This window comes from Pseudomonas sp. RIT-PI-S, assembly GCF_025642975.1.
Lineage (GTDB): Bacteria > Pseudomonadota > Gammaproteobacteria > Pseudomonadales > Pseudomonadaceae > Aquipseudomonas.
In genome coordinates this window covers 22,965-39,093 of sequence record NZ_JANZKJ010000021.1, presented here as the reverse complement: position 1 = coordinate 39,093, position 16,129 = coordinate 22,965, and the positions used below count along the sequence as shown (strand labels likewise).

At 62.9% G+C, this 16,129-nt stretch carries 13 protein-coding genes; 7 read left to right on the top strand and 6 right to left on the bottom strand.

Annotated features, from left to right (window positions below; translation table 11 throughout):
* Nucleotides 1-13: 13 nt before the first annotated feature.
* Nucleotides 14-2,098: a calcium-binding protein gene (locus OGL93_RS21405; protein WP_263265007.1), complete on the bottom strand. Its 2,085-nt coding sequence runs from the start codon at nt 2,096-2,098 to the stop codon at nt 14-16.
* A 220-nt stretch (nt 2,099-2,318) separates the two neighbouring features.
* A complete protein-coding gene (locus OGL93_RS21400) occupies nt 2,319-3,251 on the bottom strand; it encodes a hypothetical protein (RefSeq protein ID WP_263265005.1) in 933 nt (310 codons plus the stop codon).
* 374 nt (nt 3,252-3,625) lie between these two features.
* Between OGL93_RS21400 and OGL93_RS21395 the strand changes: the two genes are divergently transcribed.
* The 3 genes from OGL93_RS21395 to OGL93_RS21385 all read left to right on the top strand — a co-directional run bounded on the left by OGL93_RS21395 (nt 3,626) and on the right by OGL93_RS21385 (nt 5,900).
* Nucleotides 3,626-4,096 carry a prepilin peptidase gene (locus OGL93_RS21395; RefSeq protein WP_263265004.1) on the top strand — a complete coding sequence of 157 codons (471 nt, stop codon included), beginning with the start codon at nt 3,626-3,628 and terminating at the stop codon, nt 4,094-4,096.
* Between the two features lie 91 nt (nt 4,097-4,187).
* Nucleotides 4,188-4,481: a hypothetical protein gene (locus OGL93_RS21390; protein ID WP_263265002.1), complete on the top strand. Its 294-nt coding sequence runs from the start codon at nt 4,188-4,190 to the stop codon at nt 4,479-4,481.
* 69 nt (nt 4,482-4,550) lie between these two features.
* The gene (locus OGL93_RS21385) at nt 4,551-5,900 is read left to right on the top strand and encodes an MATE family efflux transporter (protein ID WP_263265001.1); all 1,350 of its coding nucleotides are present in this window, start codon (nt 4,551-4,553) and stop codon (nt 5,898-5,900) included.
* On the opposite strand, the gene speA is transcribed toward OGL93_RS21385, so the two are convergent.
* The 4 genes from speA to OGL93_RS21365 all read right to left on the bottom strand — a co-directional run bounded on the left by speA (nt 5,885) and on the right by OGL93_RS21365 (nt 10,118).
* Nucleotides 5,885-7,798 carry an arginine decarboxylase gene (speA, locus tag OGL93_RS21380; protein ID WP_263265000.1) on the bottom strand — a complete coding sequence of 638 codons (1,914 nt, stop codon included), beginning with the start codon at nt 7,796-7,798 and terminating at the stop codon, nt 5,885-5,887. The two genes, OGL93_RS21385 and speA, sit on opposite strands and share 16 nt — an antisense overlap.
* Before the next feature lie 123 nt (nt 7,799-7,921).
* The gene (locus OGL93_RS21375) at nt 7,922-8,293 is read right to left on the bottom strand and encodes a translation initiation factor Sui1 (RefSeq protein ID WP_263264999.1); all 372 of its coding nucleotides are present in this window, start codon (nt 8,291-8,293) and stop codon (nt 7,922-7,924) included.
* A gap of 197 nt (nt 8,294-8,490) precedes the next feature.
* The gene (yfcD, locus tag OGL93_RS21370) at nt 8,491-9,042 is read right to left on the bottom strand and encodes an NUDIX hydrolase YfcD (RefSeq protein ID WP_263264997.1); all 552 of its coding nucleotides are present in this window, start codon (nt 9,040-9,042) and stop codon (nt 8,491-8,493) included.
* Complete coding sequence (locus OGL93_RS21365; RefSeq protein WP_263264995.1) at nt 9,039-10,118, bottom strand: DUF2333 family protein; 1,080 nt, start codon at nt 10,116-10,118, stop codon at nt 9,039-9,041. Before OGL93_RS21365 ends, yfcD begins: the two co-directional genes overlap by 4 nt.
* 240 nt (nt 10,119-10,358) lie before the next feature.
* Between OGL93_RS21365 and OGL93_RS21360 the strand changes: the two genes are divergently transcribed.
* From OGL93_RS21360 to accC, 4 genes are all read left to right on the top strand, one after another.
* Nucleotides 10,359-11,978, top strand: coding sequence for a diguanylate cyclase (locus OGL93_RS21360; protein ID WP_263264994.1), 1,620 nt, complete (start codon nt 10,359-10,361; stop codon nt 11,976-11,978).
* Between the two features lie 88 nt (nt 11,979-12,066).
* Nucleotides 12,067-13,827 (top strand): protein-disulfide reductase DsbD, encoded by a 1,761-nt coding sequence (gene dsbD, locus OGL93_RS21355; protein WP_263264992.1) that lies wholly within the window; start codon nt 12,067-12,069, stop codon nt 13,825-13,827.
* 447 nt (nt 13,828-14,274) lie between these two features.
* Nucleotides 14,275-14,733, top strand: a complete 459-nt coding sequence (gene accB, locus OGL93_RS21350) for an acetyl-CoA carboxylase biotin carboxyl carrier protein (RefSeq protein ID WP_263264991.1) — start codon at nt 14,275-14,277, stop codon at nt 14,731-14,733.
* A 17-nt stretch (nt 14,734-14,750) separates the two neighbouring features.
* Nucleotides 14,751-16,103 carry an acetyl-CoA carboxylase biotin carboxylase subunit gene (gene accC, locus OGL93_RS21345; RefSeq protein WP_263264990.1) on the top strand — a complete coding sequence of 451 codons (1,353 nt, stop codon included), beginning with the start codon at nt 14,751-14,753 and terminating at the stop codon, nt 16,101-16,103.
* Nucleotides 16,104-16,129: the final 26 nt, after the last annotated feature.

Here is a 16,129-nt window from a genome sequence, read left to right as displayed (position 1 = left end):
GGTAGCCGAAACCTCACACCACTGGATGGTCCGGGTCGGCGGTCGCTACCCCTACCAGGCTGACGTCCACTGCGGGCGCGAATACCACGTCATTGTCAGCAAACTCACCGACCCAGTTCCCCGTTAATGCGATTTCGAACCGATGGCCCTGGGCATCCGCGTCCAGGTCCTTGAGGTAGGTACGGTCCAGTTCCCTGTTGTACGCCACCTTGAGGGTGGTGCCTGTACCGTCGCCGAAGCCCGTGTAGCCCAAGGCGGAAATATCGAGCTTATCGCTGTGGGTGGCGAAGTTAACGATCAGGTCAACGAAGCTCTGGCTATCGGTCCGGTAGCTATCGTCGGTAGAGGTGTAACGGAAAATGTCCCCGTTCTCGTGGTCGGTCCGCAGGGAGATGTCCGCTCGGTCACCGCCGTTCAATACATCGGCACCAGCGCCGCCTATCAGTACATCAGCCCCGGCGCCGCCATTGATGCGATCGTTGCCCGCGCCCCCGAAGATGATCTCCGACAGCGCAGAGCCGGCGATCACATCCCGGCCGGCGGTTCCTTCGACAGTAGGCGCGGTGAATACCACATTGGTGCTGTTGAGCTGCCCCGCCAGGTTGCCGTCAAACACCAGCTCAAACCGCTGACCGGAGGCGTCGGCATCGAAACTTTTAAGGTAGGTGCGGGTACCGTCTGCGCTGGTTTGCACGGCAAGGGTGCCGTGGTGGCCATCGCCGATACCGGTGAAGCCCAGGCCAATGAGGTCGATCCGGTCATGGCTGGCGTCGAAGTCCTGGATGCGGTCGCTGCCGTTCTGCGTGGCGGTGCGGTAACTGTCGCTCACGTGGGTGAAGCGGAAGATGTCTGCGCCATCGCCACCCAGCAACACGTCGCGGCCGCCATTGCCTTGCAATACGTCGTCGCCGGCCAGCCCATGGATGATTTCCGCAGCACCTGTTCCGCGCAGAATGTCCTCGCCGTTGTAGCCGTCCACGTGATGCTTGCCGTCTGGGCTACCGAAGCTGGTATCGACGCTGCCATCGGCGTTGAAGCGGGTGATGCCGAAGTCACCGTCGCGCAGGCCGGCCACCAGGATCTTGCCATCGGGCAGCACGGCGACCGACGCCGCGGTATCGGAATCGAAGGTGACCTTGCCACCAGTGCCGAAGGAACTGTCGTAGGAACCGTCGGCATTGAGCCGAATGACCACACCGAATGGGTCGCTGAGGCTATGGCCTACCACGATGATCTTGCCGTCGGCTTGCATGGTCACTGCCGAGTCCGATCTCAGGCCCAGAGCTGGATCGAAGTACAGGATACCGTTGTCGCCGAAACGGGTATCCAGCTCGCCGTCCGGGGTGAAGTGCTGCAAGGTGTACACCTGCGTCACCTGCACGTTACCCGAGGGCGGCACGGTGGGGGTCTGCACCTCGTAAATCGAGCCCAACAGCACGCTGCCGTCGGCCTGTACGTGAGTAGAAATGTCTCCGATGGCGTGTGCACTGTCCACTACGTCGAGGATCAACGCTCCGTTGTCGCCAAAGCCGCCGATCAGCGCGCCGTTGCTGTCGACTTTGGTGACCGTGGCTTGGCTTGTCCCGCGCGCGCTGATGTACAGCGTGCCATCGGTATTGGCGGTGACTTCGACGCCCCGATAGTCATGGGTAACGTTGACGATGATGGCGCCACCGGTACCGAAGGTGGTGTCCAGGGTGCCGTCGCTGTTGAAGCGTTGGACTCTCAAGCCGTCATCCACGGCGGTGGCGGCAAGCACCTTGCCATTGGCCTGAACGGTCATGGTTTCGTCCATCCAGTCCGGCAGCAATCCTGCGGGCACGATATCTACCCCACCTTGGGCAAAGCTTGTGTCCAGGCTGCCGTCGGCATTCAGGCGTACCACAGAATGGTCGAGGTCGTAGGCGTAGCTCTCTTCGCCCGGAGCGCCCTGATAGCCATATTCAAGGTGCTGGCTATATCCCCCGAGAAGGATCTTGCCATCCAGCTGCAGGGTGATGCTTTGGTTGTCATCCAGCAACCCTGTGAGATCGACACTGACAGTGCCGGGGCTGCTGCGAACGATATGGGAGGCAGTAGAAGCGTTGTGGGTCGCCATGATTTAGTCCGTTAATGGCTTATTGGGATCCATAACGGTAGCTGAGTTTTATTTAATGTTTTGCTTCAAGCCATTCAATTTCCAGTCGCCCGTCGGCTTCCTGGCCGTAGGAAATTCTCGGTTCAGCGCACCTCATTTCGTAACAAAAACCGGCTTTGGGAGATCTGACACAGCCCCCAAAAGTGGCAAAGTCAAACGGGCGGCAGGCTACTCAGCCAGGCTAAACCTGCACACTCCCATCATGCCCGTTAGGTACGCCCAACAGCTCCACTACCGCAGCGGCGTTAATGGCATCCGCGAATACAAACGCCTCCGCGGTCAGGGTGTGGCTCAGGTCGCCCGACAGGGTCAACTCGAAGCGTTCACCTCGGCCATTGGCATCGTAGTTCTTCAGATAAGTAACAGTTCCCGCCTCGTTGACAGACAACGCCAGTGTGCCGTCGTGGCCATTGCCTAGCCCGGTAAAGCCGAGAGCGGAAACGTCGATGCGGTCGTTGGATACATCGAAGCGCACGATGCGGTCGCTGTGGGCCTCGCTTGCATCGCGGTAGCTGTCTTGCACAGTGGTGAAGCGGTAGGTATCCGTTCCGAGGGAACCAAACAGCCTGTCTCGGCCGGTGCCGCCATCCAGAATATCGTTACCCAGGCCGCCGTAGATCCGATCATCACCTCCATTGCCCAGTAATTCACCCGCCACGTTGCCGGCAATGAGCGTGTCACTGTAATTGCCGTCGTTAAGGATGGGGCGCGTGAAAAAAAGGCTTATCCGCTCAGTCGCCACCCCTTCGAGCACCACCTCGAAGCGATGGCCATCAGCGTCGGGCTCTAGGCTCTTGAGGTAGGTCCGGTTGGCAGCGGCGTCCACGCGTAACGTCAGCGTATTGTCGTAGCCATCACCCAGGCCGGTGAAACCCAGGGCGGTCAGGTCCAGGGACTCGCGAAGCGGGTCGAGATCACGAATATGATCACTGAAGCTTTCGGTGGCGGTACGGTAGCTGTCCTCTCGGGAGGTAAACCGAAACACGTCGTTCTGTGCGCCACCCACCAGCACGTCACGGCCCCCTCCACCGTCCAGCAAGTCCTTGCCGCCAAGGCCGGAGATTGTTTCGCCGTCCACCGTGCCCACCAACAAGTCGTTAGTGGCTTGGCCCACTATTGGAGGGGCGCCTGCCCCTATGAGAGTGGCACCGCCGTGCGGTGTGGTAACGGACGAGATAGCAGACATGGCGCGCTCCGGGCTTAGGGCTGACGGTACTGTGGAGAATAGCCCGGCAGGGGCGCGCAGGCGGTGCTTCGTCGGAAAGGACGGGGTACGCGATGGGCATCAGGAGCAGGCGACGCAGTGAGCCAGGCGCTGGCCATGTTCGCATGGCTCCCACGGGCGAGGCTGACCGGCTGCGCATAACTATGGCCACGCCTCGCCTGGCATAGCCCCCACACGCCACCTATAAATAGAAGTAAGCGATTCGCGGGTTGCCGGAAGGGTTCTCCGGCGTGGTAGTGGCGCTGAAAGGAAGAATGCTCCGGATGCATGGTTTGATATTACTGATCTGGTTCGCCTTGTGCGCCGAGCAGCATCTGCGGCAGCGGCACATTGCCGATACCCTCACCCTCGGCGGTGGCTGCTTTGCCCTGTGGTACCTGTTTGCCACGGGCCACACCTGGCTCGGCGCGGCTGCCAGCGAAGGCGCCTTCGCCCTGGCCTTGAGCATGCTGCTTACCCTTCCTGCCTATTGGCTCGGCCGGCTTACCGAGGCGGAGGTCAAGCTACTGGGAACACTGGCGCTGGCCACGGACCGTGTGCATTGGCTGGGCACGCTGGGCGCCGCGTTGATAGTGGGGCTGCTGTGGCTCACGCTGGGCCATCGAGTGTGGATTCAACTGGACCGCAAGCTGCGCGCGCGCCTGGCCAACCTTGCACCAGACCCTTCCAGTGCGCCGCCGCTGGCGCCTTTTCTGCTCATGGGGTTCCTCGCCGCGCTGACCTGGGTGCGCTAAACGCCGCTGCGCTCGGCCGTTCGGGAACCACCGTCGACGCTTGCTGACCAACGCTCGAACCCCGGCGCACGCCGGCCACTGGAATCACACCATGCAGGTACAAGGCTTTTTCGAATGGCTGGGCCAAGCGCTCGGCGCGGTCATTCGTTTCATCGTGGACGGGCTGGACTGGATCTTCGGCGGCCTGGCCCACGCCGGCGGCAATTTCATCGAAGGCCTGTCGCGCACCCTGGGCATGGACACCTCGCTGATCAGCATCATCGCCCTGGTCGTGGGGCTGATCCTGCTTTATTCAGCCGTGCGGGCGTTTATGCGCGCGTCCATCGTGCTGGGCATTATCTGGGCCTTGCTAGGCCTTTGGTTGTTGAGCTGGATCATCCATTAAGCAGCGCCCTCGTGCCGCTTGGGCTAAGGTGACGCCTCTTTGCCTGGAGCGCACAGCGTAGGCTTATCAATGACCGCTTTCCTGAAAGATTGGCGCCACCGCCCTACCCATCGCCGGGTGTGGGCGCTGGCGGCGCCGATGATTCTGTCCAACATCTCTGTTCCCTTGGTGGCGCTGGTCGACAGCGCGGTCATCGGCCATCTGCCACACGCCCACCAGTTGGGCGCCGTTGCAGTGGGCGCCAGCCTGTTCAGCCTGCTGGCCTGGGCACTGGGTTTCTTGCGTATGGGCGCCACTGGCTTCGCCGCACAGGCGGCTGGGCGCGGCGATGGAGATGGCCTGCGGCAGGTACTGGCCCAAGGGTTGCTGCTGGCAGCGGGGTTTTCGGTGTTGCTGTGGCTGCTGGCAGCACCGTTCAGTCACTTGGCCCTGAGTTGGATGCAACCCTCCGCCGAACTTGAAGACAGCACCCTCGCATTCTTCCATGTACGCCTGTTCGCCTTGCCCGCCACCCTGGGCGGATTTGCCCTGGTCGGCTGGTTCCTGGGTACGCAGAACGCCCGTGCGCCCTTCGCCATGCTGCTGTTGACCAATGCCTTGAACATCGCCTTGAACCTATGGTTCGTGCTCGGCCTGGGCTGGGGTGTGCTGGGTTCCGCGGGCGCCTCGGTGATCGCCGAATGGGTCGCCTTGGCGCTGGGCCTGGCGCTGGCCCGGCCGGCGTTGCGGGCGCATGCGGGGCAGGTACCGTGGCAAAAGCTGCGGGAGTGGGCGAGCTGGCGGCCGTTGTTGAGTGTGAACCGAGATATTTTTATTCGCAGCCTCGCCCTGCAGGCAGTGTTTTTCATGATTACCGTGCAGGGCGCGCGGCTGGGTGACGCCACCGTCGCTGCCAATGCCCTGCTGCTCAACGGCCTGTTGCTCACTGCCCATGCGCTCGATGGCTTGGCCCATGCGGTGGAGGCCCTATGCGGGCATGCCATCGGCGCCCGAAACAGGCAAGCCTTGCGCCGGGCACTGGTGGTCGCCGCCGGCTGGTCATTGCTGGCGAGCCTGGCCTTCGCGGGCTTTTTCGGCACTTTCGGCGATCTGTTCATCCGCCTGCAAACAAACATCCCCAGCGTTCAGGCCACGGCCGCCACCTATTTGCCGTACCTGGCGGTGCTGCCGTTGATTGCGGTCTGGAGTTACTTGCTGGACGGGCTGTTTATCGGCGCTACTCGGGCGCGGGAGATGCGCGACGGCATGCTTGCCAGCCTGCTGCTGGCCCTGCCGGTCGCCTGGTTGACCCGCGGGTGGGGCAACCAGGGGCTGTGGTTGAGCTTTTTACTGTTCATGGCCATAAGGGCGATGACCCTGGGAGGGATCGCCCTATGGCTAGCGCACCGTGACCGTTGGGTAGGTCAGGAGGAGAGGTAGGACGAACGGGTCAGGCCGAGCCGCAACGCATCCAGGAACGTGGTGCGCTCGCGCACGCTGATCTTGGCGCTGGCGACCTTGTCCCGGTAGTGGGTCATCAGCTCTTCGGGTGACAGGTGCACATAGCGCAGCATGTCCTCGATGGTGTCGTGGGTCTCGATCCCGGCGTGGTACACGCTGCCGCTGGCGGTCTGGTAAATGTTCACCGAGTCCGTGTCGCCGAACAGGTTGTGCATGTCGCCGAGAATTTCCTGGTAAGCGCCCACCAGGAACACGCCCAGCATGTAGTCCTCGCCCTTGGCCACCGGGTGCACCGGCAGGCTGGTCTCGATGCTCTGTTCGTCCACGTACTGCTTGATCTTGCCGTCGGAGTCGCAGGTCAGGTCTTGCAACACGGCGCGGCGCACGGGCTCTTCGTCCAGGCGCTGCAGCGGCAGGATCGGCAATACCTGGCCGATGGCCCAGGTATCGGGCAGGCTCTGGAATACCGAGAAGTTGCAGATGTACTTGTCGGCCAGCTTGTCGTTGAGCTCGTCGAGAATGGCGCGGTGGCTACGCTGACGTGCCTTGAGCAGGTTGTGCAGCTTGCGGCATACCGCGAAGTAGCACTGCTCGGCGAGGGCCTTCTGGGCCAGGGTCACCTTGCCGTCGGCGTACTGGTTGGCGATGTCGCCGATGTAGTGAGTCGCGCGCCAGTAGATCTCGGTAACCATTTCCGGGTCGGTGGGGCCGAGCAGGTCGGCCAGCCACTGCACGGTCTCCGGCAGGCTCTCGCGGTCTGGCAGCTCGGGGGTTTCATCGTTGTGCCGCTCCACGTCGGTCACCTGCACCACCAGCATGGCGTGGTGAGCCGTCAGCGAGCGGCCGCTCTCGGAGAAAATGTGCGGGTGCGGCAGGTTCTGCGCGTTGCAGAATTCCTTGAGCATGCCCACCACCACGCCGGCGTAGTCATCCATGTCGTAGTTGATCGAGCTGGCGTTGCGCGAATGGGTGCCGTCGTAGTCCACGCCCAGGCCACCGCCCACGTCGATATGGTCCACCGGCAAGCCCAGGTTGCGCAGTTCGCCGTAGTAACGGATCGCTTCCTTGAAGCCATGCTGGTAGTCGGCCAAGTTGGCGATCTGCGACCCCATATGGAAATGCAGCAGGCGAATGCCCTGCTCCAGGCCCGCCTCGCGGAAGCGTTCCACCACGGAAATCAGCTGCGCCGCCGAGAGCCCGAACTTGGATTTCTCGCCGCCGGTGTCCGCCCATTTGCTCGACGCCAACGAAGACAGGCGCACGCGCAAGCCGATCTGCGGCTTGACCTTGACCTCCGCCGCCTCCTCGATCACCAGTTGAACCTCGGATTCTTTCTCGATCACGATGAACACGTTGTGGCCGAGCTTCTGGCCGATCAGCGCCAGGCGAATGAATTCGCGATCCTTGTAGCCGTTGCAGACGATGGTTCCGCCCTTGGGGGCGAGTGCCAGCACCGCCATCAGCTCGGGCTTGGACCCCGCCTCCAGGCCGATGGACACGTCCTTGGTAGCGATGATGTTTTCGACCACCGCTTCCTGCTGGTTGACCTTGATCGGGTACAGCGCGGTGTAGCTGGCCTGGTACTCCAGGCGCTCGATGTTGGCATCGAACGCGCCGGTAAGCTGGCGCACGCGGTGCTGGAGGATGTCCGGGAAGCGCACCAGCAGCGGCAACGAAAGGCCGCTCTTGCGCAGCTGCTGCACCTGCTCGTACAAGTCGATGGCCGGGCTGTCCGGCCCGTTGGGGCGTACTTCCACGCGCCCAGCTTCATTGATCGCGAAATAGCCCGCGCCCCAATGCCTGATCCCGTAAACACCGCGGCTGTCCGCAACGGTCCATTGGCTGCCATCGTCTTTGCGAGTGCGTCGTACGGACATCGAGGTCCCCTGTGATAGGTCCAACCCAGCGGGTGCGCCACCAGCCGGAAAAATGGAGAAAAGGTAGTAGCGGCGCCTGCCGGATAGACCCCAGCCAGTTCGCCGAGTTTAGAAAGAAGCGGCTCAGCCGCCGGACTTCTTCGCTTTGAAGCCCAGGCGAATCAGCTCAGCCAGCAGCAGCTCAACGTGATCGCCCTGGATTTCGATAACCCCCTCCTTCAAGGCGCCGCCGGTGCCGCAGCGGCGCTTGAGGGTACCGGCCAACGCCTTGAGCTCCTCCAGCGGCAGTGGTACGCCGGCCACTGTAGTGACCGTCTTGCCGCCCCGCCCCTTGCTCTCGCGGCGCACCCGGGCAATCCCGTCGCCTTGCGGTAGCACTGTGTTGGCACACACGCATTCGTCCACCGGCTTGCCGCAGCCTGGGCAATGCCGGCCGCTGTCGGTGGAATAAACGAGGCCGCCCAACGAGGCGAACGAGGAAGCTTTCTTGGCCATTGGCAATTCCTCTGCGCAGGACCGAAAAGGTCGCGCAGTTTAACGGCAAAAACACCCCATGCTAAGGGCTGCGGGCAGGCAATTTGCAGAAAATGCACGGGCTCGACAAACGGGCCTGGCGCCGCGGGCTCGCGGGCGATCGCCAGCCCCTGCGATGACTGCGGCAAAGCAGGCCCCACGGCCTCTGCCAGGCAAGTTTATGCGGCTAGGAAATGCGGAAAGTACCGCCGCAATGCCTCAAGCGAATCCGGGCACCAGGGCTCGGTAACGCAACGTTGGGCAAGCTCATGCGGCTGCAGGAAGCATACCTCGGCGATCTCTTCGGGCTGTAAACGTAGCGGGCCGTCCCATACCGCGGAAAACACCGCGCACCACAACCGGTTGCCCGGGCTGTCGAAGAGAAATCTGCCATGCTCGTGCAATTCAACTCCGCTGACGCCAAGTTCTTCTGCCAGCTCCCGCTCTGCCGAGAGGGCATAGCTTTCATCGGCCTGCACCATGCCTCCAGCGGCTGCATCCCAGTATCCCGGGTATACCGCCTTGCTCAGCGTGCGGCGCTGGGCGCACAAGCGGCCTTGGCTATCGAACAAGAGAATGAAGGTGCCGCGCCCGATCAACCCCCGCGCACGCAGTTGCGCCCGTGGCAGGGCGCCGAGCAGGCAGTCCTGCTCGTCGACCCAAGCGATGGCTTCGCGGTCCGAGGCCGCGCGATGCGCCGCCTCAGCCGCCGAGATCGCCCCGTTATTCACCCCTGCGACAGCAGCTGGCGCAGGTCCAGCACCGCGGCGTTGGCACGGGAGATGTAGTTGGCCATCACCAGCGAATGGTTGGCGAAAATGCCGAACCCGCTGCCATTGAGAATCACCGGGCTCCATAGCGGCTCTTGCGAGGCCTCCAGCTCACGGATGATCTGGCGCACGCTTACCGTGGCGTTTTTCTTGGCCAACACGTCGGCGAAGTCCACCTCGATGGCGCGTAGCAAGTGCGACAGCGCCCAAGCCTCGCCGCGGGCCTCATAGAACACATTGTCGATCTGCAGCCACGGGGTTTCCACAAACTGTTCTTCGAGCTGCGGCGCACTGCCCGGGGCGAAGGTCTGGACCTTGACCGTAGTGTCGAGCTTGACCCGCCCAACGCTGGCCGAAAGCCGTTGCGACAGCGAGCCCAAGCGAGTGGACACGTCGCCCAGCCAGTTGTTGAGGTTATCGGCGCGGGCATAGAAGAAGGCGTTGGGGTTTGGATCGGTCAGGCGCCGCTGATAATTGGTCAGCGATTTCAGGCCTTCCTGGAACTCCGATTCGCTCGAGGGCAGCACCCAGCTTTTATTATCGAAGTTGAAGCGTGGTTCGGCACGTGCCAGGTCGCCATCTTCGGTGGACTGCGACTGTGAGCGGGCGAAATCCTTGCGCAGGGCGCGGCTGAGGTCCCGTACCTGCACCAGCACGCCATATTCCCAGCTAGGCATGTTGTCCAGCCACACGCCGGGCAGCAGCCGGTCGTTGGACAGATACCCGCCAGGCTTGTCCATCAAAGTGCTGGCCACTTGCTTAAGGGTTTCGACCGTGGTGAAGCCTACGACCATCTGGCGGCCGTCCCGCTGGATTGCCGCCTGGGCGTTCTGCTGGACCGAGAACAGGTCGGGCTCGCGGCTCCAATAAATGCCCAGCACTACCGTGACGATCAGGTAAATGGCAACCACGCTGATCAATGCCCGGCTGAGCAGCAGACTCTTCCACCGCCCCCGCGGGGCCGGCTCGGCACGCTGGCCAGATGGCGCCGCGGTGGGCGACTCAGGGGTGTCTGTGCGTTTCTTCCAGTCGAGCATCGGGTTGTCCTTTCATGCTTTCGAGTCATCGGTTCGACCGCGCCGGCTCGCTATGGTGCCGGCGAGCATCCAACCTGTGGCTAGCGCCAGGCGTTCACGAGCACGCACTATAAATTAATGCGCCGTGCAACGGGGGCACGCAAAAGCGCCAGACCGATGGCGACAAATTTACGACGTACGACACAGTTTGCGTTGCCAATCACTGCTAGCATAGCGCCACTATTTTTTCGATCATCGCCCATGAGCCCTTTCGAACCGGCCAGCGAACAGCAAATGCGCCAGCACTTCGCGCAACGGGTCGTGCATCAGGCGCGCGATGTGCTGCAGCTCTGGCAGCGCTTGCAGTATCAGCTATGGACCACCCTGACTCAGCATCAGATCGACGATGCCCTGCTTCGTTGGCAGCGCTTCGCCGAGCGTTATGAGGATAGCGTGCACCTGGCATTGGCGCTGGAAGCACGCACGGCTATCAGCGCGATGACGCTGGAAGGGGGCCGGCTTGACAGCCCATCCCTGCGGCGTGTCAACGAGATCATGCAACGCCTCGCCGCCAGCGGCCTTCGCACCTGGGACGACCCCGCCAACCCTGCGCAACTGCCGCCGCCGCGACGCCCCGTCGGCTTGCTGCTGGGGGACCTGGAGGCTAGCCGGCACCTGGCCCGCCAGCTGGAGTTCTTCGGCTGCACGGCGCAGCCGCTGGATAGCCCGGCGGCCTTGCATTCCTGCCTGCGCGAATACCCGCCAGCGGCGATCGTCATCGATGTCAATTTCGCGGGCGAGGGCCAGGGCCTGACCCTGGCGGCGAGTATCCGGCAATCGGTAGGCGAGTCGATCCCGCTGGTTTTTCACAGCCCCGCCGAAGCAGATACCACCACTCGGCTGGCAGCGGTTCAGGCCGGCGCGCGGGCATTCGTCAGTGGCCCGCTGGAAGCCTGGAATGTGCTGGAAACCCTCGAGCCGCTATTGGGCGATGGGCCTTGGCAACCCTTCCGCGTGATGATCATCGACGATTCACCTGCCCAGGCCATGCATACCGAACGGATGCTCAACGATGTGGGCATGATCACTCGCTGCCTTAACGACCCGCTGCAAGCCATGGCCGAACTGGCTGACTTCCAGCCAGAGCTGATCATTCTCGACATGTACATGCCCGGCTGCACCGGTACGGAGCTGGCCCGGGCCATCCACCAGAACGACCGCTACGTCAGCGTGCCGATCATTTACTTGTCCGCCGAGGGCGACACCAACAAGCAGCTCGACGCCATGAGCGAGGCCGGTGACGACTTCCTCACCAAGCCGATCCGCTCGCGCCAACTGGTGACCGTGGTGCGCAACCGTGCCGCCCGTGCCCGCGGCCTGCGCGCGCGGATGGTCCGCGACAGCCTCACCGGGCTGTATAACCACACGCACATCCTGCGTGAGCTTGAAGACAGCTGCGCCCGCGCCCAACGCGAGGGCCGCCCACTGGCGTTTGCCATGCTGGACATCGACCACTTCAAACGGATCAACGACTGCCACGGCCACTCCATGGGCGACCGGGTAATCAAAAGCCTGTCGCTGTTTCTCAAGCAACGGCTGCGCGGTACCGACCTGATCGGGCGTTACGGCGGCGAGGAATTTGCGATCGTAATGCCCGGTACCACAGTGGACGCCGCCGTCGCCGTGCTTGAAGACATCCGCCAGCGCTTCGCTGCGATCGAATACCCGGCACGCCCTACCGGGGTGAGCTGCACGTTCAGCGCCGGAGTGGTAGCGATGGCCCCGGGGCTGCGCGGGCATACCTTGGCGTCCCGCGCCGATGCCGCGTTGTACCGGGCTAAGCAGGAAGGCCGCAATCGCATTGCGCGGGACGATAACTGAGGTATTTTCTGATTTAGCAACACAAGCGTTTCGGCCTTCAGGGCTTGCTTGGTTATGATGCCGGCCGACCTACCTCTACGAGCCTCCCATGCGCCGCCTGCTGTTTGCCCTGCTGTTATTGATCACCTTGCCCGCTGCCGCCGACCTGCTCGGTGAGCGCCCGAATGCCGTGATCGGGGCCGCCTCTGTGGGTGGCGAGCGTTTCTTGCCGGTGCGCGAAGCCTTCCGCCTGAGCCTGATCGAAAGCCCTCCCGATACCATTCGTTTACGCTTCGTTGCCGCCGAAGGGTATTACCTCTATCGAGATCGATTGCATTTCAGCAGCGAGCCCCAAGGCGTGACGCTGGGGCAGCCCCTGTTGCCGACCGGCGAGCGCAAGCACGATGAATACTTCGGTGACGTCGAGGTGTACCACAACATCCTGGACGTCGAGATCCCTCGTCCGGCCCAGGCGAGCCAGCCGTTTACCCTGGTGGTGACCTATCAAGGCTGCGCGGACAAGGGCCTGTGCTACCCGCCTGAAACCGAACGCCTGGCCATACCCTCCGCCGCCGGGGCCGAGCCAGCCGTCACTGTTGCCCCCCAACACCCGGCTGGCTGGGCCTGGCGCGAGCTGGCCCTGTTCTTCCTCGCTGGCCTCGGCCTGACCTTTACCCCGTGCGTGCTGCCGATGCTGCCCATTCTCTCCGGCGTGGTTTTGCGTGGCCAGGTCGGCGGCCTGCGCGGTTTAAGCCTGTCGCTGGCCTACGTGTTGCCGATGGCGGCCTGCTTCGCGCTGCTGGGGGCGCTGATGGGCCTGTTCGGTGCAAGCCTCAACCTGCAGGCGCGGCTGCAATCGGCGTGGGTGCTGGTGCCCTTCTCGCTGTTCTTCGGTTTGTTCGCCCTGGCCATGTTCGGCGCGTTCGAGCTCAAGCTGCCGCGCCGCCTGAACGACTGGCTGGACCGCCTTGCCGGGCGCACCCAAGGCGGCTCACTGCTCGGCGCCGCCGCCCTGGGCGTGCTGTCCAGCCTGCTGGTATCACCTTGCGTTTCCGCACCCCTGGCCGGCGCGCTGCTGTATATCAGCGCCAGCGGTGATGCCGTGGGTGGAGGCCTGAAGTTGCTGGCGTTGGGGCTGGGCATGGGCGCGCCGTTGGTGCTGGTCGGCGCAGGCGGCGCGGCTTGGCTACCGAAGAGCGGCGCTTGGCTGGTCAGCGTAAAGAATGCCATCGGAGTATTGCTGCTTGGGTTGGCGATCGCCCTGCTAAGCCGCGTATTGCCAGGGCCCGCCACGCTCGTGCTGGTTGGCTTGCTGAGCGCAGGCACGGGGTTGTTCCTGGGCGCACTGAACCTCTCGGTATCCCTCGGCGTGGCCGCTCGCCTGCGGCAACTGATCGGCCTGCTCTGCTTGTGCTATGGCCTCGCCTGCTGGGTGGGCGCCTTCAGCGGCGCCGACAGCCCCCTGCAGCCACTGCGCGCAGGAGCTCCGGATGCATCGATAGCTGCCACACGGCAAGACGAGTGGCAAACCGTAAGCCAGGTGCCCGAGCTGCAACGCGCATTGGCCGACGCCGCCGCGGCTGGCAACCCCGTTGTGCTGGACTGGTACGCCGACTGGTGCATCAGCTGCAAGGTCATCGAAAGCGAGGTGCTCAATCAACCTGCTGTCGTCGGCAAGCTCGCCGGCTACCGCAAGTTGCGCTTCGACATCACCGCCAGCACGGCAGCCCAGCGGGCCCTGCTGGACCACTATGGGCTTTTCGGGCCTCCGGTGATCCAGTTCTTTGCGGCAGACGGCAGCGAAGTGGTCACTTCGCGAGTGGTTGGCGAGATCGACCAGGCAGGTTTTCTCGCCAAGTTGCCGCGCTAAACAATCACAGGCTGATGTGGTGCATGACCAAATGCTGATCATCGGTCAAATAAATGCCGGCATTCTCGTCAATCGTGCCGGCAGCTTCGCCAAACTGGACAGGCTGATTTCATTTGGGCATAGTCGGCCCCGCACGTAATTACAAGAACCTTCGAAAGGGTCTACCGATGGCGGTTTTGCCTGTGCTACCTGCAACGTCCCACCCTGCGGCGATATGGATGGCGTCACATTCAGAAGTGACGCGGCGCCGCGAGTGAGCATCCCACACTCTGACGCGCCATTTATCGATGCGCGATCAAGGACATACGTATTCGCCCCGGCACGCTTCAGGCGTGCTGGCGGGCTTGCGGCCAACAGTGCCGATGTCGCCGACCGGGCTGCCAGGCCATTCAGGAACCCCTGAACCCTTTTGCCTTAAACCCCTGACCCATGCGGGAGTTGAAGTTCATGGATATTCGTAAAGTCAAGAAACTGATCGAGCTGCTGGAAGAATCCGGTATCGACGAGCTGGAAATCAAAGAAGGCGAAGAATCCGTACGGATCAGCCGTCACAGCAAGCAGCCAGCTCAACAGTTCTATGCGGCCCCTCCTGTTGCACCGGCTCCAGCCCCAGCGGCCGCAGCCGCCCCAGCCGCTGCTCCAGTTGCCGAAGCCGCCGCGCCCAAGCTCAATGGCACGGTCGCTCGCTCGCCGATGGTCGGCACCTTCTATCGCAAGCCATCGCCGACCTCGCCGAACTTCGCCGAAGTCGGGCAGACCGTGAAAAAGGGTGACACCCTTTGCATCGTCGAAGCCATGAAAATGATGAATCACATCGAAGCCGAAACCAGTGGCGTCATCGAGTCCATCTTGGTGGAAGACGGGCAGCCGGTTGAGTTCGATCAGCCGCTGTTCACCATCGTTTGAACCGCGGAGAGCCTGCGATGCTGGAAAAAGTTCTGATCGCCAACCGCGGCGAGATCGCCCTGCGTATCCTGCGCGCCTGCAAGGAACTGGGCATCAAGACCGTTGCGGTGTACTCCACCGCCGACCGTGAGCTGATGCACCTGGGCCTTGCCGATGAATCGGTGTGCATCGGCCCCGCGCCGGCCGCCAAGTCCTACCTGCATATTCCGGCCATCATCGCCGCGGCCGAGGTGACCGGTGCCACTGCCATTCACCCCGGCTATGGCTTCCTGGCGGAAAACGCCGACTTCGCCGAGCAGGTCGAAAAATCCGGCTTCGCTTTCATTGGCCCCAAGGCCGACACCATCCGCCTGATGGGCGACAAGGTATCGGCCAAGGACGCCATGAAGCGCGCCGGTGTGCCAACCGTACCGGGGTCTGACGGCCCGCTGCCGGAAGACGAAGCCGAAGCGCTGCGTATCGGCCGGGAGGTGGGTTACCCAGTGATCATCAAGGCTGCCGGCGGCGGCGGTGGTCGCGGGATGCGCGTGGTGCACAAGGAAGAAGACCTGATCGCTTCGGCCAAGCTGACCCGTACCGAAGCAGGTACGGCGTTCGGCAACCCGATGGTGTACCTGGAGAAATTCCTGACCAACCCACGTCACGTGGAAGTTCAGGTGCTCTCCGATGGCCAGGGCCATGCGATTCACCTGGGCGACCGGGACTGCTCATTGCAACGCCGCCACCAGAAGGTTTTGGAAGAAGCACCAGCGCCTGGCATTGACGAAGCCGCCCGCGCCGAAGTGCTGGATCGCTGCGTCAAGGCGTGCATCGAGATCGGCTACCGCGGGGCAGGCACTTTCGAGTTCCTCTACGAGAACGGCCGCTTCTACTTCATCGAAATGAACACCCGCGTGCAGGTGGAGCACCCGGTTTCGGAGATGGTCACCGGTATCGACATCGTCAAGGAAATGCTCAGCATTGCCGCTGGCAACAAGTTGTCGTTCACCCAGGATGACGTGGTCATCCGCGGCCATTCGCTGGAATGCCGGATCAATGCCGAAGATCCACGCACCTTCATCCCCAGCCCCGGGACCGTGAAACACTTCCACGCGCCTGGCGGCAACGGTGTGCGAGTGGATTCGCACCTGTATAGCGGTTATGCCGTTCCGCCGAACTACGACTCGCTGATCGGCAAGCTGATCACCTATGGCAAGGACCGCGACGAGGCCATGGCGCGCATGCGTAATGCGCTCGACGAGATCGTGGTGGATGGCATCAAGACCAACATCCCGCTGCACCGGGACCTCACCCGTGACGAAGGCTTCTGCAAGGGTGGGGTGAACATCCACTACCTCGAGCACAAGCTGGCGGAAGAGAAAAACCGCTGACGCTTTGCGCCGCATGCCCACGGCAA